The organism is Microbulbifer sp. ABF4_143 (assembly GCF_056160225.1).
In genome coordinates, this window is record NZ_JBSWWT010000006.1 from 178,434 (window position 1) to 202,425 (window position 23,992).

Here is a 23,992-nt window from a genome sequence, read left to right on the forward strand (position 1 = left end):
CGGCATTCGCCTGCAAGCAGGCTCCTACAGTCGGGGAATTATTCAGAGGTTCCCTAGGTGTGAAAGAAATCGAGCAGATCCTGGATTTCATCGTCGAGATCGAAAAACTGAAAGCGGTGCTGCGCAAGACCAAGCCGGTCGGTCTCGAGCGGCGGGAGAATTCCGCCGAGCACAGCTGGCATGTCTGCCTGGCCGCGCTGATGCTAAAGGATTTCGCCAACGAACCGGTGGATATCGACAGGGTCATCAAGATGCTGCTGATCCACGATCTGGGCGAGATAGATACCGGCGACACCATCGTTTATGCGAGCGAAACGGCGCGGCGGAAAGAGGCCGAGGCGGCCGGTGTGCGGCGCCTGCTCGCACTGCTGCCGGATGGCATGGGCGACGCGTATTTCGATCTGTGGTGCGAGTTCGAGGCCGGGGAGAGCGCGGAATCCCGCTATGCCCGCGCCATCGACCGGGTGCCGCCGCTGCTGCACAATCTGCTCGGCGGGGGCCACGCGTGGCGGGAAAACAATATCCCGAAGGAAAAGGTCCTCGACATCAACCGCCGTATCGGCGATGGCAGCCGCGAGCTCTGGCGGGTGATCGAGGAGAGGCTGCAGGGCGCGGTGGCCAGCGGCATCCTGAAGTGAGCGGTGCAGCCATACCGGCGCACCCTGGTAGGAGCGGCCCTTGGCCGCGGTCGATCCTGCGCTTTGCCCGACCGATGATCGCGGCCAAGGGCCGCTCCTACAGGGCACTCCGGGTTCCGACTTACGGATAGGGCGAGCGCGCCTGCACCTCCTGGTACTCCGCCTCGCGCAGCGCCAACTCGTGCTCCAGGTCGTCTATCTCCAGCCCCAGTTCCGTGTGCCGGCCCTTCAGGCGGGCGATATCCGCCAGCAGGGTCACGCGCTCGTCCTTGGTGGCCTCGTCGCTGATCAGGCGCGCGCTCATCTCGGTGATATCGTCGAGGATGTGTTCGCGTTCCTGCTCGCGCTCGCCGATGGCGTTGGAGACCTGGTTTACCACGCTCCAGGCCAGGTAGATATCGCGCCCGGCCTGATAGCCGTGCAGGAAGAGTCCCTCCAGGTCCGCCGGGCAGACGCCGTTGTAGCTGCCACCGGCGCGGCCGAGGCGGAAGCCGCGGTGCTCGGTGCAGTAGAGCTGCAGGCCCTCGTCGCGGCCGGCGCGGTAGGCCGCGGTGTCCGGCCGCACGCCGTACTCGGCACAGGCCTCGCGGCGCTTGCCCAACTGGGTGACCTGCAGGCCCGCGGCGCCGTCCTCATAGCCGATCGCGCGCCAGTCCGCGACCAGGCACTCCTCTTCACTCATGGTGGCGCAGCCACCGGCCGACAATAGCACCGCCACGGCCGGGGTCAGGGCGGCGATTCGAAGCATTTTTCTCTTTGAGTTCACTGTTGTTTTCCCGTCACTGGGCGTTTAGACACGCACTTTATCGTTCTGAACCTGACTGCAGCCTGAAGCCATCACAGAGTGTGGGATCTGTGTCGCGATTTTTATGTGCTGCGATCGGGGCGGTTGAGTCTACGCCAATCCGTAGATTCTGCGCCACCGCGTACTAGGATGGGGAGTGAAGCGAATAAAGAAGAGGGAATACCCATGAGTGATTTTGTCCACATGAGCGCGGTGGGGTTGCTCGCGGGGTATCGAGACAAGGCATTTTCCCCGGTCGAGGTCACCGAGGCGCTGCTGCGCCGGATAGAGCGCTGCAATCCGTCGGTCAACGCCTACTGCCTGGTGGACGGCGACACCAGTCTGGCCTTCGCGCGGGAATCCGAACAACGCTACCAGCGCGGTGAGCCGCAGGGGATACTGGACGGGGTGCCGGTGGCGATCAAGGATGTCTTTTTGACGCCCATGTGGCCCACGGTCAAGGGCTCCCGCACCATAGATCCCGAGTCGACCCTGGGCAAGGAGGCGCCGGCGGTCGCGGCCCTGAACCGCCACGGCGCTGTGCCCCTGGGCAAGACCACCACGCCCGAGTTCGGCTGGAAGGGGGTCACCGACAACCCGATCGACGGCGTGACCCGCAACCCCTGGAATACCGACAAGACCGCCGGCGGCTCCAGCGGCGGCAGCGCGGCGGCGATACCGCTGGGTATGGGCCCGCTGGCGCTCGGCACCGATGCCGGCGGATCCATCCGCATTCCCGCCGGTTTCTGCGGCGTCGTCGGCCTCAAGCCCAGCTTCGGCGAGGTACCGCACTGGCCGCCGAGCCCCTTCGGCACCCTGGCCCACGCCGGCCCCATGACCTGGACGGTGGCCGACTGCGCGCTGATGATGAATGTGCTCACAGAGGCCGATATCCGCGACACCCAGGCGATACCCAGGCGCGGTATCGACTATCTGGCGGAGATCCAGGGCGAGCCGCGCGAACTGCTCCAAGGTGTGCGCATCGCCTTCAGCCCGGCCCTCGGCTATGTGCAGGTGGACCGCGAGGTGGAGGCGGCGGTGCAGGCGGCGGCGAGACTGATGCAGTCCCTCGGCGCCGAGGTCAGCGAGGTGGATCCGGGGTTCGACGATCCGCTGGCGCCCTTCGGCCACCTGTTTTACGGTGGCGCCGCCAACGCGCTGCGCGACCTGGGCAGGCGCCAGCGGGAGATGATGGATCCGCAGCTGGTCGCGGTGGCGGACAAGGCGGCGCAGCTGTCGATGCTCGACTACCTGGCGGCGTGCAATGAACGCGCGGCCCTGTGCGAGCGCATGGCCAGCTTCCACCGCAATTACGACCTGCTGCTGACGCCGACACTGCCGATCACCGCCTTCAAGGCCGGGCGCGAGGTGCCCGAAGACTGGCCCAGCACCCGCTGGCCCTCGTGGACGCCCTTTACCTATCCGTTCAATCTCACCGGTCAACCGGCGCTGTCGGTGCCCTGTGGCTTCTCCGCCGACGGCCTGCCCATCGGCGTGCAGTTTGTCGGCCGCCGCTTCGAGGACGCCGCCGTGCTGCGCGCCGGTCAGGCCTATCAGATGGCCGCGCCGCTGACAGACCGGCGCCCGCAGCTGTGCGCCGCCGGGGCGGAGGAGAGGGCGTGAGCCGGCTGGATTTCGACTTCTACGAGTCCGAAGACCCGGTCTGGAACCCGGCGCTGCTGACGATACCCGTGCCGGGCATCCGCAAGATGGTCAACCTGGCCGCGACCATGGACGATGTTATCCATCTGTCCATCGGTCAGCCGGATGCCCCGGCGCCGCCCCATGTGATCCAGGCCACGGTGGACGCGCTGCAGGCGGGGCAGACCGGCTACACCATGGACGCCGGCCTGCCGGAGCTGCTCGACGCGCTGGCGGAGTACAACGGCGAGCGCTACGGCCGCGCGCTGTCCCCGGAGAATATTCTCGTGACCACCGGCGCCACCGAGGCCATCTACCTGGCGCTGACTGCGATGTCCGCCCCGGGGCGCGAATTTATCGTGCCGGATCCGTCCTTCATGCTCTACGCGCCGCTGATCCGTATGAACGGCGGCGAGGTCAAATACATCCCCACCCGCGCGGAGAACAACCACCAGCTGGACCCGCAGGAAGTCATAGACGCGATCGACAAGAAGACCCACGCGATAGTACTGAATTCGCCCAGCAATCCCACCGGCACCGTCTACCCGCGCGAGACCATAGAGACAATCGTGCAGGAGGCGGCCTACCGCGGCCTCTATGTGATCAGCGACGAGGTCTACGACCATCTGATCTACGACAACCGGGAATACGCCGGTGTGCTTTCCTGCTGCTCGGATCTCGACCACGTGATGGTCATCAGCAGCTTCTCCAAGACATTCAGCATGGCCGGCATGCGCATCGGCTGGATGATCGCCAGCCAGGGCGCGATCAAGAAACTGCGCCGCTACCATATGTTCACCACCACTGTCGCCAACACCCCCTGTCAGTGGGCCGGCGTCGCCGCACTGCGCGGCCAGCGCGGCTTTATCGACGACATTATCGAGACCTACAGGCGCAGGCGCGACCGCCTGGTGCAACTGGTGGAACAGACGCCGCACCTGGAGGGCTATATGCCGGAGGGGGCCTTCTACCTTTTTCCGTCGCTGCCGGAGGGCGTCAACGGCAACAATGTGGCGCTGCGCCTGCTGCGGCAGACCGGCGTCTGCACCATCGCCGGCGACACCTTTGGCGAGTCCTGCCGCAACGCGCTGCGCATCAGCTACGCCACTTCGATCGAGAATATCGAGCGGGCCTTCGAGCGGATAATTCCGTGGATGGAGAAGCAGGATTTCGGCTGAGTCTATGATTGTCCGTAGGGTGGGCGCGGGGCAGCGTGCCCCCTGCGGCAGAATATCCCAATTCCAGGCGCACCCATGAACCCAGCTCCCCTGAAACCGGAACAGCTCTACCAGCGGTGCCCGCTGGAGTGGTTGGAACAGCGAGAAGAGGGCGAGCCCGCAAAGAGCGAAGACGCCGACAGCCCTCCCTTCGGCCAGGACCGCGCCCTGGAGGCGCTGGAGTTTGCGCTGGACATGTCCGGCAACGGCTTCAACCTCTATGTGGCCGGTTCCGTCGGCCTGGGCAAGCACGCGCTGGTAAAAAAGCGCATAGGCGCCTGGGCGAAAAAACAGGAGCCCGCCCCCGACCTCTGCTATATCCACAACTTCCATGCCGAACACAGGCCGCGGGCACTGGTGTTGCCCACCGGCACCGCGCGGCAGCTGCGCCGCGATACCGACGAACTGCTCGAACATCTGCTCGTTGCCATTCCCGACATCTTCAAGAGCGACGAATACCGCGCGCGCAAGGATGAGCTCAAACAGCAACTGGAAGAGCGCGAGGAGCAGGCCTTCTCGGACCTGGTGGAGCGCGCCAGGGCTATCGGCATCGGCGTACTGCGCACCCCCTCCGGTTACACCATAGGGCCACTGCGGGATGGGGAATTCCTCAGCCCGAAGGAGTTCGGCGACCTGCCGGAAGAGGAGCAGCAGCGGCTCAAGGAAAAGATCGAAAAAGTCAATGTCGACCTGAAGGAAACCCTGGGCCGCGCGCTGCGCTGGCACGAAAAGCTGGCCCGGGACCTGAAGCGCCTGAATCGCGAGTTCCTGCACCTGACTCTGGACGAGCGCATCGACTGGCTGCGCCGGCGCTACCAGAATCTGGACGAGGTGCAGGCGTTTATCGAGGACATCAAGCGCGGCGTGATCGAAAATGCCGACGACTTCCGCAACGCCGGCGAACAGGGGCAGAAGGAGGGCATAGCGCCGCGCAAACTGATCCGCGCGCGGGAGTTCAACTGCTTCCGCGTGAATATCCTGGTGGACAACGCCGATGCCGGGGGCGCGCCGGTGGTCTACGAGGAAAACCCCACCTATACCAATCTGCTGGGGCGCATTGAACACGAGTCGCAGATGGGCACCCTGAGCACCAACTTCAAGCTGATCAAGGGTGGATCTCTGCATCGCGCCAACGGCGGCTGCCTGGTACTCGATGCCCGCAGGTTGCTGATGACGCCCTTTATGTGGGAGACCCTGAAGCGCGCACTGCGCTCACGCGAACTGAAAATCCAACCGCTGGAATTGCAGCTGGGGCTGCTTTCCACCACCACTCTAGAGCCGGAACCGATACCGCTGAACGTGAACGTGGTGCTGATCGGCGAGCGCTGGCTCTACTACCTGCTGAAAGCCCATGACCCCGAGGCCGAACAGCTGTTCAAGGTCTACGCGGATTTCGCCGAAGACATAGCGCGCGAACGCGACAGCGTGGCCGCCTACGCGCGGCGCATTCACGCCTTCGCCAAGCGGGAAAAACTCAATCCGGTCTCGCAGGCGGCCGCGGCGCGGCTGGTGGAACAGGCCGCGCGCCAGGCGGGGGATGCGAAAAAACTGTCGCTGCACGGCGAGCGTCTGGCAGACCTGTTGCGCGAGGCGGATTACTGGTGCCGGCGCGAGGAGGCCACACAGGTGGAGGCCTCCCATGTGCAGAAGGCCGTAGAGCGACGCGAGCACCGCCAGCGCCAGTGGCAGGAGCGCATGCAGGAGGCCATCGAGCGCGACATACTGATGATCGATACCGGCGGGGAACAGGTGGCCCAGATCAACGGCCTCTCCGTGGTGCAGCTCGGCGATATGGCCTTCGGCCGCCCCTCGCGCATCACCGCCACCGCCCGTCTCGGCAGCGGTAAGATGGTCGACATAGAGCGCGAGTCGGAACTGGGCGGCCCCCTGCACTCCAAGGGCGTGCTGATACTGCAGTCCTTCCTCGCCAACCGCTACGCCGCCTCGCAGCCGCTGTCTCTGTCCGCGAGCCTGGTGTTCGAACAGTCCTACGGCCCCGTCGACGGCGACAGCGCCTCGCTGGCGGAACTCTGCGCGCTTCTGTCCGCCGTCGCGCGGGTACCGCTGCGCCAGAGCCTGGCAGTGACCGGCTCCGTCAACCAACTGGGAAAAGTGCAGGCGGTGGGCGGCGTGAACGAAAAAATCGAGGGCTTCTTCGATATCTGCAAAGCGCGCGGCCTGGACGGAAAGCAGGGCGTGATTATTCCCGCGTCCAATGTGCAGCACCTGATGCTGAAAGATGCAGTGGTCGAGGCGGTGCGCGCGCAAAAATTCGCCGTCTACGCGGTGACGGACGTGGACCAGGCCCAGGCCCTGCTCACCGGCCTCGAGGCCGGCGACCTGGACGAGCGGGGCGAATACCCGCCGCAGTCCTTCAACGGCCGGGTGCAGCAGCGGTTACGGGAGCTGGAGGAGACCCGTGAAAAACTGCTGGATAGGGAGTTGAACAGGCGGGAGGACAAGCCGCCGGACTCGCCGCCGGTTAAAGGGGAGGGGGACGATAAACCCGGGCGGGATACCTATTGAGTGCGGACTGCGCTGCCGGGACATCCTCAGCAGTTCAGCGAGGTACTTTCCGGGAGCCCCAAAGAGCCCCACTCCCCAAAACTGGACACCCCTCCCCAAAACTGGACACCCACCAATCTCCCCAACCCCAAAACTGGACACCCATGGACCCCAAAACTGGACACCCATAAATTAAAAGCCCCAAAACTGGATACCCACCAATCTCCCCAACGGTAAAGCCCCAAAACGGTAAAACTGGACACCCACCAATCTCCCCAAAACTGGACATCCATAAATCCCAAAACTGGACCCCCAAAACTGGACACCCACCAAAGCCCCAAAACTGGAAAACCCCAAAACTGGACACCCATAAATTAAAAAAACGGTAGGTAGACTTCCGCTCTGTTGCCGGAGCTGTCTATTCAGGTAAGTAGACCCGAGGTCCTGTGTGTAATTGCGCCAAACAGTTTTATTGGGATGTAACAGCCCTCGCAGAAGCCCGCGATGGCTTTTTTAAAAGAAAGATAAAACTCTAGGAAGTGGTCGGCGGAGATAGATAGCGTTCGCAGTCGAGAATTCCATGGACCCAGCGTTTGCCGAGCTGCTCACAGGCACTGCGCACCGAGTGAGCGGCGCCTACCAGAGACTTGAAGCGGCTTTGGAAGTTGCGGTTCAGGTAGAGCCAGTGCCGAGGGTCTATCTGCAGTCGGTCGAGAATCGGTAGCAGCGTGTTTTCGATGGCTCCGCGCTTGTCCTCACGCAGGCAGCGCCCGCTCCAGTCCACCAGTTCCAGATAGTCTTGCAACCGGAAAGGCAGCCCCGCCGGCATGGGTTTCCTAGGATTGCCGGCGAAAGGGAAGAGTTGGTCCGGCTGCTTGCCGCCTTTAGCCGCAGAGATGCGCCGCTGGATAGAGGTGTGGTCCGATGCTTCCGGTGTGTCCGCTATTTTCGCGCGGATCGGGTTCAGATCCACATAGGCCAGGCAGGCAGCCAGAGCCCTTTCATCGAGCAGTGCCTGGGATTTGAAACGGCCTTCCCAAAAACGGCCGGAACAGCCGTCCTCCCGGTTGGCCTCGCGGGCGATGGACTCATTCAGCATGCGCATGAACCAGCTGATATCCATCAGCCGCTCCCGCCACACTTCCGCCACCTCCTCAAGCCGTGCCAGCTCAGCCTTGTTCAGGACCTCGTTGCGGGCAAAGCGCTGGGAGAGCAGGCTGCCCTTGCAGAGCCGGTGCCAGCGCTCCACCACTTCGCGCAAATCCCAGCCGGTTGCTTGTGCCTTATTGACATGCAGTACCACATGGTAATGGTTGCTCATCACTGCGTAGGCGCAGATGTCCAGCGCGAATACCTGAGCCAGTTCCAGCAGCCGATCCTCGATCCACTGGCGCCGGTGTTCAAAGCACTGTCCGGTACGTTCGTCCCGTCCGCACAGAAAGGCGCGACGCACGCAGCGGGAGACACAGTGGTAGTAGGGGGTTGTCTCCAGAGAAATCAGTGACTTGCGCGGGAGTGTCATATCTGTTCATCCATCCATGTGTATGAATAACCAGTATTTTGGGCGAGGCAATCGGAAATGCAACATTCTGGCGCGAAAGGGCTCTTATTTGGTGGCTGTCCTGATTTGGAGGTTTAAGATGGCTGTCCCTGATTTGTATGATTTGCTAAAGGGCTCTTATTAGATGGCTGTCCTGATTTGGGGAGTCCTGATTTGGGGAAGCAAGATTTCGAGGTGCTATTGATTGGATCAATCAGGATTTTCAATCTGGTTGATATTTCTTTTTGTGGGGCTCCCCAGCCGCCATCGCCCCTCCTTGAACTTTCCCCAAACGCCCCTATCTAACCGCCAATCAATCGTTTGAACCTTGTTTTTAACGGGCATCCCCCGCCTGTCCGCCGCGAACAATGATTTTTGCGACTGATGGGCGCCGTGTGGCCGGCGCCGGCGATAGTTTCCCGCACAAGGCCAGTTGCTCTGGCCCGGTTCGCCGCACCCAGCGGGCGGGCCTTGCCCTGTTTCTCTTTCCCATCCGGTGCCAGCGCACCCCGGCGGCGCGCCCGCCGCCCTGATTGCTGTTCTCACTAAGTCCACAGAAACAACCTCAGAAGAAACCTGAAAATAAGGAGGAAAAGGTGCTTGAAGTCAGCCATCTGAGCCGCTGCTATGGCGCTTTCAAGGCCGTAGACAATGTCAGTTTCGCCATCGGTAAAGGCGAGATCGTCGGCCTGTTGGGGCACAATGGCGCCGGCAAGACCACCATCATGAAGATGCTGTCGGGCTACCTGGAGCCGGACGCGGGCAGCGTGCGTATCGGCGGCCTGGACCTGGCCCGGCACGCGAAGAAGATTCAGCGCGGCCTGGGTTACCTGCCGGAGAACCTGCCCCTCTACGGGGAGATGACGGTTGCGGATTACCTGGACTACGCGGCGGAGCTAAAGGGCCTGGCCGGCGATGAGAAGCGCGAAGAGATACGCCGCGCGGTGCGCGCCACCGAGCTGACGGCGAAGCTGGATGCGCCCATCAATACCCTGTCGCGCGGCTTCAAGCAGCGGGTCGGTGTGGCCCAGGCGATTCTGGGTCGGCCCAAACTGCTGATCCTGGACGAGCCCACCAACGGCCTGGACCCGACCCAGACCCAGCAGATGCGCGCACTGATCCGCGAGATATCCCGCGAGGCCACGGTGATCCTGTCCACCCATATCCTGCAGGAGGTGGACGCGCTGTGCGACCGGGTGCTGATCATTAATTCCGGTCGCCTGGTGGTGGACGAGAAGCTGGATCAACTGCGTTCCAGCAACGCCCTGTTGCTGGAGACTTCCGCCACAGACATAGCCAACAAGCTGCAGTCCGTCGACGGCATCGCGTCGGTGGAGGGGCTGCGGGAGAAGGGCGGCTACCGCCTGGTGCTGAAAGGCGAGGCGGCCCTGCGCAAAGTCAGCGCGGCTGTGGCCAAAACCGTGATCGAAGGCGGCGATCAGCTCTACCGGCTGCAGCCGGAGCAGCGGGATCTGGAGAGCCTGTTCCGCCAGGTGAGCGAATCCGGTGCGATAGCGAAGGAGGAACTGAGCCATGCGGCCTGACGATTTCGACAAAAAGTCCAACAAGAGCCTGATTGCACGCGTCGCCGGCAAGGAGATCACCCTGTTCTTCGCCTCCCCGGTGGCCTATCTGTTCCTGGCCTGTTTCGCGGCGGTGAGCCTGTTCGTGTTCTTCTGGGGCGAGTCCTTCTTCGCGCGCAATATCGCCGACGTGCGGCCGCTGTTCGAGTGGATGCCGCTGCTGCTGATCTTCCTGTGCAGCACCCTGACCATGCGCCTGTGGAGCGAGGAGCGCCGCAGCGGCACCCTGGAGCATGTGCTGACCATGCCCGCGCCCCTGTGGCACTTCGTGGCCGGCAAGTTCCTCGCCTGCCTGGCGCTCTTGGCCATCGCCCTGGCGATCACCCTGCCGCTGCCGGTGACCGTGGCGATGATCGGCGAGCTGGACTGGGGGCCGGTGCTGGCCGGTTACCTGGCCACCTTCCTGCTCGGCGCCGCCTACCTGAGTATCGGCCTGTTTGTGTCGGCCCAGGCCGGCAACCAGATAGTGAGCCTGATTGTCGCCAGCGCCCTGTGCGGCTTCTTCTACCTGCTCGGCGCGCCGGTACTGACGGATCTGTTCGGCGGCGGCGTCGCCGAGTGGCTGCGCGCGCTCGGCACCGGGTCGCGCTTCGACGCCATCACCCGCGGCGTGATCGATCTGCGCGATCTCTACTATTACCTGAGCCTGGTGGCCGTCTTCCTGGCCCTGAACACCCTGGTGCTGGAGCGGGAGCGCTGGGCCGCCGGCGGCGACGCCGCCAACCGCAACCGCTGGCGCACGGTGACCGCGCTGCTGGTGGCCAACGCCCTGGGGGCCAACCTGTGGCTGGGGCAGATCCACAGCCTGCGCCTGGATGTGACCGAGGGCCGCCTCTATTCCATCTCCCCGGCCACCCGCGGCTACCTGGCGCAGTTGCAGGAGCCGCTGCTGATCCGCGGCTATTTCAGTTCCAAGACGCACCCGCTGCTGGCGCCGCTGGTGCCGCAGCTGCGCGACCTGCTGAGGGAATACGAGGTGGCCGGCGACGGCCGCGTGCGCGTCGAGTTCGTGGACCCGGTGCGGGAGCCGGAGCTGGAAGAGGAGGCCAACCAGAAGTACGGCATAGCGCCGGTACCCTTCCAGGTGGCGGACCGCTACCAGGCTTCCATCGTCAGCTCCTACTTCGACGTGCTGGTGCAGTACGGCGATGAGCACGAAGTGCTCGGCTTCCGCGACCTGATCGAGATCAAGGCCGACAGCGAGACGGACGTGGACGTACAGCTGCGCAACCCGGAACACGACCTGACCCGCGCGATCAAGAAGGTGCTGCAGAGCTATCAGGCCGGTGGCAACCTGTTCGACACGGTCAAGGGCGAACTGCAGTTCACCGCCTATGTCTCCGCGGACCAGCGCCTGCCGCAGCAGCTCCAAGGCTTCAAGCAGTCGGTGCGCGAGGTGGCCGAGGCGCTGCAGCAGCAGGCCGGCGAGCGCCTGTCGGTCGAATTCGTCGATCCCGATGCGGACGGCGGCGCCGTGGCCAAGCAGATAGCCGCCGACTACGGCTTCCAGCCGATGGCGGCCGGCCTGTTCGGCGAACCCTTCTACTTCTACCTGACGCTGGCCAAAGGCGACCAAGTGGTGCAGATACCCCTCGACGATCTGCAGAAAGACAGCCTGGAGCGCAACTTCGAGGCCGGTATCAAGCGCTTCGCCAGCGGCTTCACCAAGACGGTGGCGCTGGTGGCGCCGGAGCGGGACTTCGCCCACGGCGGCTTCGGCGGCGCGCGCTTTACACAGCTGGAGACGCTGCTTGGCGCCGAGCTGAATATCGAGCGCGAGGACCTGAGCGACGGCCGCGTATCCGGCGAGGCGGATATCCTGCTGCTGCTGTCGCCGCGCAACCTGGATCAGAAGCAGCTCTACGCGGTGGACCAGTTCCTGATGCAGGGCGGCACAGTGATCGCGGCCACCTCGCCCTACAGCGCCAGCCTCAGCAACCGCAACCTGAGCCTGGCGAAGGTGGACAGCGGCCTCGACAAGTGGCTCGAACACATGGGCCTCAAGATAGAGGACAAGCTGGTGCTGGATCCGCAGAACAGCGCCTTCCCGGTGCCGGTCACACGCAATATCGGCGGCTTCCAGCTGCAGGAGCTGCGCATGCTCGACTACCCCTATTTCGTCGACGTGCGCGGCGACGGCCTGAACCGCGACAACCCGATCACCGCCAACCTGCCCCAGGCGACCATGAGCTGGGCCTCGCCGATCAGCGTTGACGCGGACAGGTCCGCCGGGCGGCAGATCACCGAGCTGCTGAAGAGCTCCGAGGGCGCCTGGCTGTCCAGCTCCACCGACGTGATGCCGCGGCTGGTGGACGGCGCCGTCAGTGTCTTCAGGCCCGAGGGAGAGACGGGCGCGCAGTTGCTCGGCGTAATCAGCGCCGGCCGCTTCGACTCCTACTTCGCCGACAAGCAGTCGCCGCTGTTGGCCGAGCAGCTGGCGGAGCGGGAGGAGGCTGCCGAGGACGGAGAGGAAAAGGCCGAGGGCGAGGCGAAACTGGAAGCCCTGCCGGCGCAGATCAGCCGCTCGCCGGAATCCGCGCGCATCATTCTCTTCTCCTCCAACGACTTCCTGCGCGACCAGGTGCTGCGCATGAGCGGCTCCGCCGCCGGCAGCGAATACCTGAACACGCTGCAGCTGCTGGCCAACAGCGTCGACTGGGCGCTGGAGGACGCGGGCCTGTTGTCCATCCGCTCCCGCAGTCACTTCAACCGCACCCTGCCGCCGATGGAGCACGGCACCCAGCTGTTCTGGGAGTACCTGAACTATATCTGCGCCCTGTTGGCGCTGGGACTGGTGGCCCTGGTACAGCAGTTGCGCAAGCGCGCGCGGCAGAGCAAATACCGCGAACTGCTCGCGGGCTGAGGAGGAAGGAGATATGAAGAAACTGCAATTCTATCTGAGTGGATTTCTCGCCCTGCAACTGGTGCTGGCCGCGGGCATTTTCTGGCGCGAGCAGCGCCAGCAGGAAATGCAGCAGCAGCGCGAGCCGCTGCTGGCCGTGGAACAGAGCCAGCTGCAGCGCCTGGAAATCGGCAGCGGCGACGACAGCGTCACGCTGCAGAAAAGCGGTGATCAGTGGCAGCTGCCGGCACTCCACGACCTGCCGGCGGACGGCGCCAAACTGGAATCCCTACTCGGCAAACTGGGCGCGCTGAAAACCGGCTGGCCGGTGGCCACCAGCGGCGCCAGCCACGCGCGTTTCGAGGTGGCCGAGGACAAATTCCAGAAGCGCCTGCGCCTCTACGGTGACGGCGAGGAGCCGCTGGCGGAACTGTTTATCGGTACCTCTCCCGGATTCCGCAAGGTGCACCTGCGGCGCGCCGGTGACGACGCCATCTACGCCGTCGAGCTGAACAGCTACGAGCTGCCCGCCCAGGCGGGCAGCTGGCTGGACAAGAAGCTGCTCGCCGCGGGCGAGGTCGAGGCCATCACCGGCCCCGACTACCGGCTCGAAAAGCGCGACGGCAAGTGGCACTTCGCCGAGGGCGACAGTCCGCTCGACGAAAACAAGGCCCGCCAACTGGTCACTGCGCTGAAAAACCTGCGCATCACCAAACCCGTCGAAGAGGCGCCCGAAGCGGAAGCCGTAGCACTGAAGGTCGCCACCGACAGCGGCGAACTCGACTATGAGTTCCTGCAGGCGGACGACCGCTTCTTCGTGCGCCGCGGCGATCGGGAGCAGCTGTTCGAGTTGAGCCGCTACGACTACGAACGCATCGCCGACCTGCGCAACGAAGCGCTGGTGCTGCAGGTAAAAGAGGAGCCGGAGCAGACCGCAGAGGAAAAAACAGAGGAGGACTCCGCCGCGAAGAGCTAGCGAGGCTCCGCAGCAAAAAGCCGGCGCAAATGCGCCGGCTTTTTTGTGGGAGCCCGCCCGCAGGCGAATAAAGACCCTTGCCCGCGCGCTGGTTCTGTACTGTCGGACTCAATTCTGCCGAAGGTATCAAAAAATTTTTCTAAGTTTCCTGGTTTTCGCAATGCCGTTTCACTGAAGTGTTTGGCGCGGTTCGCCGAAAATTCAACTAGAAGCTGTTTCATAACTACTACACGGGCACCTGGCGGCGTCCGGCGGTGCTCGGCATCCTCATGTACTACTTGTACACTGCGGTGCCTCCGCTCCGGCGGCCACCACCAGTCACCCGCTCGCTACGTTATGAAACAGCCTCTAGTGTGGTTGCCGGCCGGTGTCCGCAGACCTCCGCCGACGCAGTTCCAGCCGCGCGGACCCTGCGATTGACGTAGAACCGCATCCAATTTGAGCGGGAGATCGGCTGATAGCGCTGTTGCGCGCAGTTTAATTCCGCGCCAGACGTTGTGTGGCGCACCATTCCAGTGTGACATATTTGCCATTTCTGCGTGTCGAGCAATGATGGATTGAAGCTACTTTCCGATTGAAATATTCTGCCTCGACACTTTTGTGTAATAAGAACATAAAGCACATCAGATGCTTTCGCCTTTGGGTACAGGGCGATGCTCGATGACATAACGATAATCAGATGAGGACGAGCATAAATGCACACTTATTCCTTTAAACCACTCTCTCTGGCAATTGCCGCTGCACTCGCCATTCCCGCCTCCGCTGCGCTGGCACAGGAGGAGCAAACACCATCAGCCGATCATGGTGTGATGGAGGAAGTTGTAACCGTTGGTACGCGAAAGGAGGGGGTTTCTCCTACAGAGACCCTGTCGCCGGTGGATCTGGTCGGCGGCGCCGATCTGGCGGACCAGGCCAGTTTCGACCTGACCGAGTCGCTGGCCAAGATAGCGCCGTCGTTCAACACCCAGCGCTTCCCGATCGCCGACGGCACCGCCTTTATCCGCCCTGTGACCCTGCGCAACCTGTCCCCGGACCAGACGCTGGTACTGGTCAACGGCACCCGCCGCCACCGCTCGGCGCTGGTGAACCTGCAGCTGGCGCCGCTGGGCACCGTCAACCAGGGTGCGCAGGCGGTGGACTTCGCCGCACTCCCGTCCATGGCCATCGAGCGGGTGGAGGTATTGCGCGACGGCGCCTCGGCCCAGTACGGCTCCGATGCGATCGCCGGTGTGGTCAACGTGGTGCTGAAAGACGACGCCGAGGGTATCAGCGTGTCCGCGCAGACCGGTGAGTACTTCGAGGGCGACGGTACCCGCACCAGCCTGGCGGCCAACGCCGGATTCGGCCTCGGCGAGAACGGATTCGTCAACGCCACTATAGAGCACTCAACTGCGGACAAAACCTCCCGCGGTGAGGCTCATGCCGGCGCTGCGGCTGTCGGTGCCGCAGTTGGGGTGGATCAGGTGCCGCTTGACGGCCTCGGCCAGCGCTGGGGCGATCCGGAGGTGGAGACGACCAAGCTTTTTGTTAACGCTGGCTACGACATCGGTGACAGCGTCGAGCTGTACGGCAACTTCGGCTACTCCGACAACGAGACTATCTCGGATTTTTTCTATCGTAATCCGGTGGTGGATCCGCAATATGGAATCGAAGCCCGCCCCACCTTGCAGAAAGATGCCGACGGCGATTTTCTGCCTGACCCGGCCCCACAGTCGTTGATTGATAGCATTGTGGCTCAAGGCATGAGTCCGTCCGATTTACTGGTTGCCGATGCTTCGAGTCCCAGTGGTTATGTACTGCGCAACCCGATCTACACGATGTTCCCGGGCGGCTACAACCCACAGTTCGGTGCGAATATCAGTGACATTTCCGTCGTGTTTGGTGCCCGCGGTGAACTGGACAACGGGCTGAGCTGGGATATACGCGCGCGCACTGCTGAAAACGAAGTGGAGTACGTGCTGGAGGGCTCTATCAACCCGAGCCTGGGTGCTCTATCTCCAACCTCCTTCAACCCGGGAACCCTGACTCAGGAAGAAACGAGCCTGAATGCCGATTTCGTCAAGCCGATCGATATGGCGATGTTTGCGTCGCCGCTGAACCTGGCGTTCGGTGCCGAGTGGCGGCGGGAAACCTATAAAATCGCTGCCGGTGACGAGGCCTCTCGCGCCAGCACACCTACTGCGAACTACTTCGGTGAAGGCTCCGACGGCTTTCAGGGCTTCCCCGTGGAGGCTGCAGGAAGCTACGACAGCGATAGCGCCGCGGCCTATGTGGACCTGGAAGCGGATGTGACCGATCAGCTGACTCTGGGAGCAGCACTGCGCTATGAGGACTTCGATCAGTTCGGCTCCACTTCCGACTGGAAACTATCCGCTCGCTATGACTTCAATGAGCGCTTTGCGCTGCGCGCAACGGCTAACACCGGATTCCGCGCGCCGACGCCGGGTCAGGTTAATACGCTGAACGTGACCACAACGGCGAATTCGCAGGGCAACCTTGTTCCGAACGGTACCTATCCCGTCGATCATCCGGTAGCACAGGCTTTTGGCTCAGTACCGCTGGTACCGGAGGAGTCCACCAGCTTTACGCTTGGCGCAGTGATCACGCCATTCGATAACACCAGTATCACCATCGACTATTACAACATCGATATCGAGAACCGCTTGGCACTGCGCAACCACACGATTGGCAACGGCGAGGGTGATGATACCGATGGTGTCAATGAGCTGGATCTATTAACAGCTGCAGGGGTTACAAACGCCGCTCAGTTTTTCGAAGGCAATGTCAACTACTTTGTGAACGCATACGACTCTGAGGTAAGCGGTATAGACTTGGCCATTACCAGTGACTTCGAAATCGCGGGAAATCTGTTAACCGTGGACCTGCGCCACAACCACAACCAGCAGGAGGTTACCCGCGTCGCGGAAAACACGATCAACGAGTTGCGCGTGTATGACCTGGAAAATCAAGTGCCGAGCGATCGCACCACGTTGACGTTTGACTATGATACCGGTGATCTGTTTAACGGTTACCTGCGCTTTAATCGCTATAGTGATTGGGAATCCACCGGCGGTCTTTTTGGCTCTGCCCCGGCGACCTACAGTGGAGAGGTACTGGTGGATCTGGAGGCAACTTTCAACATAGCCGATAACTACAAGGTTTCCGTTGGCGGAGAGAACATTTTCGACGTGCAACCGGATGATGAGGCAGATCCTATTCTGCGAATCCTAGGTGTTCGCCAGTCCCTCACCTCCCCGTTTGGCTTTAACGGCGGCTTCTGGTATCTGCGCGCGAGTGCGGATTTCTAAGCCTTTCGTTGACTCCAATCGCAGAAAAGCCGGCACTTTGTGCCGGCTTTTTTGTAGAAGTCTGCTCGCAGGCGAATGACAGGAACCAAGGCGCGGAATATTCGCTGCGAGCAGGCTCCTGCCGACCGATCCGGTTACGGCACCTGCGGCAGATCGCTGTCGCCGGTCAGCCTCTGTTGCTGCAACAGCATCTCCGCGGTCGCCCGCGCGTTGTAGTCCATCACCATCTGCGGTTCGTCGGTAAAGACGCCGTCTGCGCCCATGGACGCGACCAGGGCCAGGTCTTCGGGGTTGTTGACGGTGAACACATAGCTCTTCAGGCCGCGCCGCTTGGCGTCGGCGATCATTTCCGGATCGGCGAAGTCCAGGCTCAGGTGCATGGAGTAGGCCTTCAGCGGTTCGGCGCAGGCGGCCAGATCCAGCGGGATGCCATCGATCAGTACACCGCGGCGCACTTCCGGCAGCAGCTGCAGGCTCTCGTAAATCTGGCGGTGGTCGAAAGACGAGATCAGGTACTGCTCGAAGCAGGCGCCGCTGTCGCAGACATAGGATTCCAGTTCGCTGGCCACCAGCGCGGCGCAGTTGGGGCCCTTGAGTTCGATATTCAGCTGCGCGTTGTTGCCGACTGCTTCCAGCACCTCGCGCAGTGTGGGCACGCGGCCGCCGCAGGGCAGCAGCATCTCGCGCAGCGCTTCCGGGCACATGTCGGTGAGCAGTTCACTGCCGGCGATCAGGCGGCCCAGGCGGCGGTCGTGTTTGACCAGCAGCTGGCCGCCCACATTCCAGATATCCACCTCTATGCCGTCCACGTCGAACTCCAGCGCGTGGGCTATGGCCTGCAGGGTGTTCTCGGTGGCCCGCTGGCGGTAGCCGCGGTGGGCGAAACAGAAGAGGGTGCCGGGTGTCTGCATGATTACCGACCTGGTGGCTTCGTCAGTGTCAGCCTGCCTATGAAGTATGACGCTAGGGTTACAGCGCCACCATGCAAATCGGTCATTTTTAGATCATTTGGCGCTAAAAATGACTCAGTTGATAGTCGGACTCGGTCGCGCAGGGTGGGCAAAGCGAAGCGTGCCATCACGGCTGCCCGACAACGGGCAGGTCGCCGCGCCCCTTTGCCCATCCTACAGGTGGAAATCCTATCCGGCTCAGTCTCCGGCCAGGGCGCGATAGCGGCCGCGGTGGAAGACCAGCGGCTCGCCGCCGGTGGCCGAGAACTCCAGCACTTCGCCGAGCAGTATCGTGTGGTCGCCGCCGTCGATGCACTGGACGCGGCGGCAGTGGAAATAGGCGGCGCAGTCGTCGAGTCGCGGTATTCCACAGGGGCCCGGGTGCCAGTGCACCTGGCCGAACTTGTCGGCGCCGCGGCCGGCGAAGAGATTGGAGATATGCTGCTGGTCGGCCTTCAGCACATGCACCGCGAAGTGCTCCCGCTGGGTGAAGGCCTCGTAGCCGAGAGCCTGCTTGTCGATGCTCCACAGCACCAGGGCCGGGTCCAGGGAGACGGAGTTGAAGCTGTTGACGGTCATGCCCACGGGCTTGTCCTCCGCGTCGCGGGTGGTGACTACGGTGACACCGGTGGCGAAGTGGCCCAGGGTGTCGCGCAGGGCGCGGCTCTGCTGGGCGGAGGGGACAATGGCTTGATTGCTCTCTGTGCTCATACCGTCGATGGATTTTTGTGCAGTTGCGATGCTGGCGGCCATTCTACGGTAAAAGTGCCGCTATTGCGCGTTTTGCCCCGGCGGGGCCAGGAGCGGCCTTTGGCCGCGACCGATTTTCGGGGCAACCCGATGGTCCGATCGCGGCCATGGGCCGCTCCTACGTGACAATCGGAATTGCGGGTCAGTCGTCCATCAGCGGCGCGCACTCGGCGGCGAGCTTGTCCCGCGCGGCGATCGCAGAGCCGGTCAGGGCGAAGCCGAGCAGGCGGCCGTCGCCGGTGCGGAACTCCGCCTGTACGCCCCCCTCGTTGCTGCCGATATGCCAGCCGCCGTCGGCCCCCGCCGGCGGCGGGCAGACGGTGGTGGGGCGCAGCGTGGTCTTCACCGCGACCGGAATGGCGCCGTAGTACACCGGCGTCGGTGTGCCGCTCAGGGTCTGGGCCAGTGCGCGGGCACAGGCCATCAGCGGGGCCACGAAGTAGAGCTGGTGGCCGTCCACCTCGGCGCAGTCTCCGAGGGCGTAGATGTTGCTGTCGCTGGTCTGCAGCTGGCGGTTCACCGCTATGCCGCGGCCTATCTCGAGGCCGGCGGCCTCGGCGAGGCCGGTATTGGCCTGCAGGCCCAGGGCCGCCAGCGCGACATCCGCGTCCAGTCGTTCGCCGTTGTCCAGCTGCGCGCTGAGGCCGGTTCCGCGGCGCTGCAGGCACGCAACGCGGGCGTTGCCGTGGAAGCGCACTCCCCGGCTTTCGAGGGCGCGCTGGAGGTCGCGGCCGGCGGCCTCCGGCAGCAGGGTGGCCAGGGGCCAGTCCAGCGGATCCACCATCTCCACCTCGAAGCCGGCCTGGATCAGGTCGTTGGCGAATTCACAGCCGATCAGGCCGGCGCCGAGCAGCAGCACGCGCCGGCGGCCCACCAGGGCGGTGCGGAAGCGGTGGTAGTCGCCGAGGCTGTTGATGCGGAACAGGCGCGCGTGGCCGTCGCCGTCGATCGCCGGCAGCGGGCGGCAGCCGGCGCCAGTGGCCAGCACCAGCTTGTGGTAGCGCAGTTCGGCGCTGTGGCTGCCGTTGTCCGGTACCAGGGTCAGGGTCCTGGACTGGGCGTCGATATCGGTCACCTGGGTGTGCACCAGTATCTCCGCGCCCAGCTCCCGGGCCATCTCCTCGGCGGAGGCGCTGGCGAGTTGCTGCGGCGTCTTGCCGTGGGCCAGGGAGGCGGACAGCAGCGGTTTGGAGTAGAAGGTGCCGTCGTCGCCGGTGATCAGCAGCAGCGGGGTGCGCTTGTCCAGTTTGCGGAATTCGCGCGCCAGGTTGTAGCCGGCGAGGCCGGTGCCGACGATTACCAGCGGGTCGCCCTGCGGCGCGGCGGCCGGTGCCGGCGCCGGCGCCGGTTCGGCCGGGGCTTCGACCTCGGCCACCAGCACCATGTCGAATTCCTCCTTGCCCACGCCGCACTGGGGGCAGCACCAGTCGTCGGGGATATCCTCCCAGCGGGTGCCGGGGGCAATGCCGTCCTCCGGCCAGCCCTTGGACTCGTCGTAGGTCCAGCCGCACACCATACACTCCCAGATGCGGTAGCTGGCCGGCTTGGCGGAAGCGGTGGGCGCGGCGCTTTCGGCCGGGGCGGGGGCGCGCGGGGGCGCTGCCTGGGACTGCGGCGCCGCCACCTCGACCATCGCAAAGTCTTCCTTGGCCGCGCCGCACTCCGGGCAGCACCAGTCGTCGGGGATATCCTCCCAGCGGGTGCCGGGCCCTATACCGTCCTCGGGCCAACCCTTGGCTTCATCGTAAATCCAGCCACAGATCTGACATTCCCAAACACGGTATTCGGCCATTGTTCCCCCGGTCATCTACAGAAAACCCGGCTGCGGCCGGGTCTTTGGAATTAGTGGACGGAAGATATTAAGGAAAATCGCCGTTGAAGTCGCTACTCCTTGTCCCGCTGGGCGATATTGGTCAGCGCGCTGTGGTAGATTTCCGCGATCTCCCCCGGGTGGGTGATGGAGATTCCGAGGTCGTGCACCAGCCCGTCCTTGAGGCCGTATACCCAGCCGTTGACGGTCAGCTTCTGCCCCGAGCGCCAGGCGTCGCGCACTATCGTCGTCTGGCACACGTGGATCACCTGCTCCAGCACGTTCAGTTCGCACAGCAGGTCGGTGCGCTCCTGCTGTTGGAACAGGTCGATCAGTGTGTGGTGCTTGTCGCGCACATCCTGGATATGCCGCAGCCAGTTGTCGATCAGCCCCAGCTGCTGGTTGTGCAGCGCCGCCTGCACGCCGCCGCAACCGTAGTGGCCGCACACGATGATGTGCTTGACTTTCAGAATCTCCACCGCGTACTGCAACACCGACAGGCAGTTCAGGTCCGTATGCACCACCACATTGGCCACGTTGCGGTGGACGAACAGCTCCCCGGGCAACAGGCCGACGATCTCGTTGGCGGGCACGCGGCTGTCGGCGCAGCCGATCCACAGGTACTCGGGGGACTGCTGTTCGGACAGTTTGAGAAAGAAGTCCGGTTTCTGTTCGCGGGTGGCGAGAGACCACTGGCGGTTGTTCTGTAACAGGTGTTTGATAGGGGGCAAGGGGCTTTCCAGAGTGACTAAAGGTTCATTGGTTGGCAGGATAACGGCTTTGCCGGCGCCGGCCAAGGGCGTTGCCCCGGATGTCGGGCTCTGCTATCTGTTGTGCAGCGGGCGAGCGAAACAGATTATCGGTTTACTATTAACCCGGCGGTTAAATAGTTCGGTCCAGCCGCTCCCGCGGCGCCTTCGGCCCTGATCTATTTAACCGTCGCCCGCTAAATACTGGCGCAGATGTGTGAATCTGCTGGTATTTAGCGGGCTCGCGCCAGCCTGCGGCTGGCGGCGGCACATCCTTGTGCCGCGATTAACCCGGCAATATTTATCGCCGGGTTAAAATATGCACAGACGTGACGCCGCAGAGCGGAAGCGGCGGTATTAGCAACGGAGGGAATTGTGGGAAGAAGACGAACTCGCGCAGTGGCCAGGCGTCGGCGCACCGCCTACCGCTCCAGCCCGCTGTGTCGCCACCGCCTGCGGGTGCGCTGGCTGCTGGCGCAGCGCACCCGCCTGTGCAGCTACCTGCGCCGCTTCGCCGATGCCGGTGAGGCCGACGGCGGCGCTGACTGAAGGCCCGGCCATTATTCGTATAAAAGGTGTAAAAAGACGCGATGGAATCTACAGAGACTGCGGTAAATACGCTGATCGCGGACTACCGAAATGCAAGGCACGCGCGGGATATTCTCGCGTTGATGGACGAGTATGCGCGCGACCCTTTCGGCGGTGGCGAGCCGCTGTCTGACTCCTGCCGCGCGCAGCTGGTGCAAAGGCTGGCGGAGTTTCCCGGCGCCTTCAGCGTGCTGGCCTACCGCGACGGCAGGGCGCAGGGCCTGGTCAACTGCTTTACGGGTTTTTCCACCTTCGCCTGCAAACCGCTGGTGAATATTCACGATGTGATTGTCAGCGAAAGCGCGCGCGGCAGCGGTGTTTGCGCGGAGATGCTGGAACTGGTCGCGCGCGAGGCGAAGAGCCGCGGATGCTGCAAACTGACTCTGGAGGTACTGGAGAAAAACCTGCCGGCGCAGATCGCCTACCGCAAGTCGGGCTTCAGGCCCTATACGCTGGATGAGACCATGGGGCAGGCGCACTTCTGGCAGCGCTACTTATAGTGATTGATCCGACAACCGAATAGGTTAACGGGTTAATGCGGCACAGGGATGTGCCGCCGCCGGCCATCGGCCGGCGCGAGCCCGCGAAATACCAGCAGATTCGCGTATCTGCGCCAGTATTTCGCGGGCGACAATAAAAGATATGAGGATTCATATATTTTATTGTCAGGTTAATAGTTGTCGCGGCCGCGGTGTGTCCAGCGGCGATCGAATTCGCCAACAGGTTCTGGACGCTTCAGTGGCACAGTGGCCGCGTCTCTGCGCTTTCCCGGCGGCGCTGTGCGAGCGCCAAAAGAGTGCCGGCGGCGATCAGCCCCGCGCACAGCTGCATCCCCAGCAGCGGGTGCGCCGGTATCCGCGTGTAAATCCATCCCCCCAATGCGAAACCGAGGGTATAGCCCCCGGTGTGCATCAGTGACAGGCGCCCGAACAGGCGCCCGTTGCGCCGCCCGGCGCCGGCACTGAGCAGCGCGCTGTAGCCGGGCACCAGCAAGGCAGAGCCGGTGACGAACACCAGCAGCCCCAGCGGCGCCGCCGCGCCGCCCGGCGCCAGTGCCAGCAGCAGGGTGCCGCCGCAGACGAGCAGGGCGCCGACTGCAAGACAGAGTTGCGGCGCGCGCAGCCTCTGTACCAGGCCCCGCTGCACCAGGAAGCCCCACGCCGCCGCCGCTGCCAGCACAAGCGCCGTCGCCAGCGAGGCGCGCTCCGCGCTCATGTCGTAGATATCGCGTATTGCCGGCCCCATCAGCAGCTGCAGCTGGCCGATACTCGCAGTCCCGAACAGGGCCAGCGCAAACAGCGTGACCTGCCACGGATTCGGGCGCGCGGCGACAGCCTCAGCGCCGCGCCCTGCGCCGCGCGCGGGAATGCCCAGCGCCAGTAGCAGGGCGCACAGCGGCAGCAGTATCAGCCAGAGCAGCGGCCAGAGGCCGCCGGCGGCGAGTGTCGGCAGCGCGAGCAGGGGCCCCAGCCCCCGCCCCAGATTGGCCGCGGCGCTGAGTCGCGACAGCGCCGCCAGGCGCTCCCCGCCCGCCGCATCCGCCGTCCAGGCCTGGCAGCAGGGATAGATGGCCGCGGCGCTCAGACCGTAGATGATCCGGCTGGCGCCCAGCGCCAGCAGCGCCTGATCGCCGTCCAACAGCCCCGCCGCACTCAGCAGCAACAGTGCGACAAACAGCCCCTGTGCCAGCAGGGTACCGGCCAGCCCCGCAAGCAGCACCGGCCTGCGGCCGAAACGGTCCCCCAGCTCCCCCCACAGGGGGCCGGCCAGCATCAGGCACAGGGTGCCGAGGGCCACCAGACCGGCGATGGCGGCGAGGCCGAGGTCGCAGTATTCGCCGATCAGCGGTATCTGTGTCAGCAGCACAACCTGCGCTGCCCCCTGGGCTGCGACCACCCCGTTGATCCGCCTCAGGTAAATCGCTCTGTGCATCCGTGGCTCCGCAACTGGTGTCGGGAATCTGCACAGCGGAAAACCCGCCCCCCATTCTGTGCAGCGATTCACAGCCGGATATTTTTTCTATCTCCGGTCTTGAACTGGGACCAAAATACCCACATGATATTTTTAATGCAAATAATTATTATTTAGATTTATTAGAAGATCGATGGAGA

At 63.6% G+C, this 23,992-nt stretch carries 17 protein-coding genes and 1 other RNA gene; 11 read left to right on the forward strand and 7 right to left on the reverse strand.

The annotated features are described in order from the left end of the window. The first annotated feature begins 59 nt into the window (after window positions 1-59). Window positions 60-638 (forward strand): HD domain-containing protein, encoded by a 579-nt coding sequence (locus ACXAF3_RS06810; RefSeq protein ID WP_475111540.1) that lies wholly within the window; start codon window positions 60-62, stop codon window positions 636-638. A 121-nt stretch (window positions 639-759) separates the two neighbouring features. Here ACXAF3_RS06810 and ACXAF3_RS06815 read toward each other — a convergent pair whose 3' ends face one another. After that, the gene (locus ACXAF3_RS06815) at window positions 760-1,386 is read right to left on the reverse strand and encodes a DUF2799 domain-containing protein (protein WP_475111541.1); all 627 of its coding nucleotides are present in this window, start codon (window positions 1,384-1,386) and stop codon (window positions 760-762) included. Between the two features lie 222 nt (window positions 1,387-1,608). On the opposite strand from ACXAF3_RS06815, the gene ACXAF3_RS06820 reads away from it, so the two are divergent. The 3 genes from ACXAF3_RS06820 (at window position 1,609) to ACXAF3_RS06830 (ending at window position 6,806) form a co-directional block, all read left to right on the forward strand. After that, window positions 1,609-3,045 carry an amidase gene (locus tag ACXAF3_RS06820; RefSeq protein WP_475111542.1) on the forward strand — a complete coding sequence of 479 codons (1,437 nt, stop codon included), beginning with the start codon at window positions 1,609-1,611 and terminating at the stop codon, window positions 3,043-3,045. Continuing rightward, the gene (locus ACXAF3_RS06825) at window positions 3,042-4,241 is read left to right on the forward strand and encodes a pyridoxal phosphate-dependent aminotransferase (protein ID WP_475111543.1); all 1,200 of its coding nucleotides are present in this window, start codon (window positions 3,042-3,044) and stop codon (window positions 4,239-4,241) included. Before ACXAF3_RS06820 ends, ACXAF3_RS06825 begins: the two co-directional genes overlap by 4 nt. A 75-nt stretch (window positions 4,242-4,316) precedes the next feature. After that, complete coding sequence (locus tag ACXAF3_RS06830; protein WP_475111544.1) at window positions 4,317-6,806, forward strand: Lon protease family protein; 2,490 nt, start codon at window positions 4,317-4,319, stop codon at window positions 6,804-6,806. A gap of 511 nt (window positions 6,807-7,317) precedes the next feature. Here the strand turns inward: ACXAF3_RS06830 and ACXAF3_RS06835 are convergent. Next, window positions 7,318-8,307, reverse strand: coding sequence for a transposase (locus tag ACXAF3_RS06835; protein ID WP_475111545.1), 990 nt, complete (start codon window positions 8,305-8,307; stop codon window positions 7,318-7,320). A 614-nt stretch (window positions 8,308-8,921) separates the two neighbouring features. Between ACXAF3_RS06835 and ACXAF3_RS06840 the strand changes: the two genes are divergently transcribed. From ACXAF3_RS06840 to ACXAF3_RS06860, 5 genes are all read left to right on the forward strand, one after another. Further along, entirely contained in the window at window positions 8,922-9,869 is a 948-nt protein-coding gene (locus tag ACXAF3_RS06840; protein WP_475111546.1) for an ABC transporter ATP-binding protein, read from the forward strand. Then, complete coding sequence (locus ACXAF3_RS06845; protein WP_475111547.1) at window positions 9,859-12,771, forward strand: Gldg family protein; 2,913 nt, start codon at window positions 9,859-9,861, stop codon at window positions 12,769-12,771. Before ACXAF3_RS06840 ends, ACXAF3_RS06845 begins: the two co-directional genes overlap by 11 nt. 13 nt (window positions 12,772-12,784) lie before the next feature. Further along, the gene (locus tag ACXAF3_RS06850; RefSeq protein ID WP_475111548.1) at window positions 12,785-13,726 is read left to right on the forward strand and encodes a DUF4340 domain-containing protein; all 942 of its coding nucleotides are present in this window, start codon (window positions 12,785-12,787) and stop codon (window positions 13,724-13,726) included. A 269-nt stretch (window positions 13,727-13,995) separates the two neighbouring features. Beyond that, window positions 13,996-14,073, forward strand: a non-coding RNA gene (locus tag ACXAF3_RS06855) — sX9 sRNA. A gap of 348 nt (window positions 14,074-14,421) precedes the next feature. Then, window positions 14,422-17,034, forward strand: coding sequence for a TonB-dependent receptor plug domain-containing protein (locus ACXAF3_RS06860; protein ID WP_475111549.1), 2,613 nt, complete (start codon window positions 14,422-14,424; stop codon window positions 17,032-17,034). A 134-nt stretch (window positions 17,035-17,168) separates the two neighbouring features. Here ACXAF3_RS06860 and ACXAF3_RS06865 read toward each other — a convergent pair whose 3' ends face one another. The 4 genes from ACXAF3_RS06865 to can form a co-directional block, all read right to left on the reverse strand. Then, on the reverse strand, window positions 17,169-17,945 hold the full coding sequence (locus ACXAF3_RS06865; RefSeq protein WP_475111550.1) for a glycerophosphodiester phosphodiesterase: 777 nt from the start codon (window positions 17,943-17,945) through the stop codon (window positions 17,169-17,171). Window positions 17,946-18,182: 237 nt separating this feature from the next. Continuing rightward, the gene (locus tag ACXAF3_RS06870) at window positions 18,183-18,737 is read right to left on the reverse strand and encodes a flavin reductase family protein (RefSeq protein WP_475111551.1); all 555 of its coding nucleotides are present in this window, start codon (window positions 18,735-18,737) and stop codon (window positions 18,183-18,185) included. 139 nt (window positions 18,738-18,876) lie between these two features. Continuing rightward, window positions 18,877-20,526, reverse strand: coding sequence for an FAD-dependent oxidoreductase (locus ACXAF3_RS06875; RefSeq protein WP_475111552.1), 1,650 nt, complete (start codon window positions 20,524-20,526; stop codon window positions 18,877-18,879). Window positions 20,527-20,618: 92 nt separating this feature from the next. Beyond that, the gene (can, locus tag ACXAF3_RS06880; RefSeq protein WP_475111553.1) at window positions 20,619-21,275 is read right to left on the reverse strand and encodes a carbonate dehydratase; all 657 of its coding nucleotides are present in this window, start codon (window positions 21,273-21,275) and stop codon (window positions 20,619-20,621) included. 393 nt (window positions 21,276-21,668) lie between these two features. Between can and ACXAF3_RS06885 the strand changes: the two genes are divergently transcribed. Together ACXAF3_RS06885 and ACXAF3_RS06890 are read left to right on the forward strand one after the other, a co-directional pair. Further along, window positions 21,669-21,842 carry a hypothetical protein gene (locus ACXAF3_RS06885; RefSeq protein WP_475111554.1) on the forward strand — a complete coding sequence of 58 codons (174 nt, stop codon included), beginning with the start codon at window positions 21,669-21,671 and terminating at the stop codon, window positions 21,840-21,842. A 41-nt stretch (window positions 21,843-21,883) separates the two neighbouring features. Beyond that, window positions 21,884-22,381 carry a GNAT family N-acetyltransferase gene (locus tag ACXAF3_RS06890; RefSeq protein ID WP_475111555.1) on the forward strand — a complete coding sequence of 166 codons (498 nt, stop codon included), beginning with the start codon at window positions 21,884-21,886 and terminating at the stop codon, window positions 22,379-22,381. Between the two features lie 235 nt (window positions 22,382-22,616). Here the strand turns inward: ACXAF3_RS06890 and ACXAF3_RS06895 are convergent, their stop codons facing one another. Continuing rightward, the gene (locus tag ACXAF3_RS06895) at window positions 22,617-23,813 is read right to left on the reverse strand and encodes an MFS transporter (RefSeq protein ID WP_475111556.1); all 1,197 of its coding nucleotides are present in this window, start codon (window positions 23,811-23,813) and stop codon (window positions 22,617-22,619) included. Window positions 23,814-23,992: the final 179 nt, after the last annotated feature.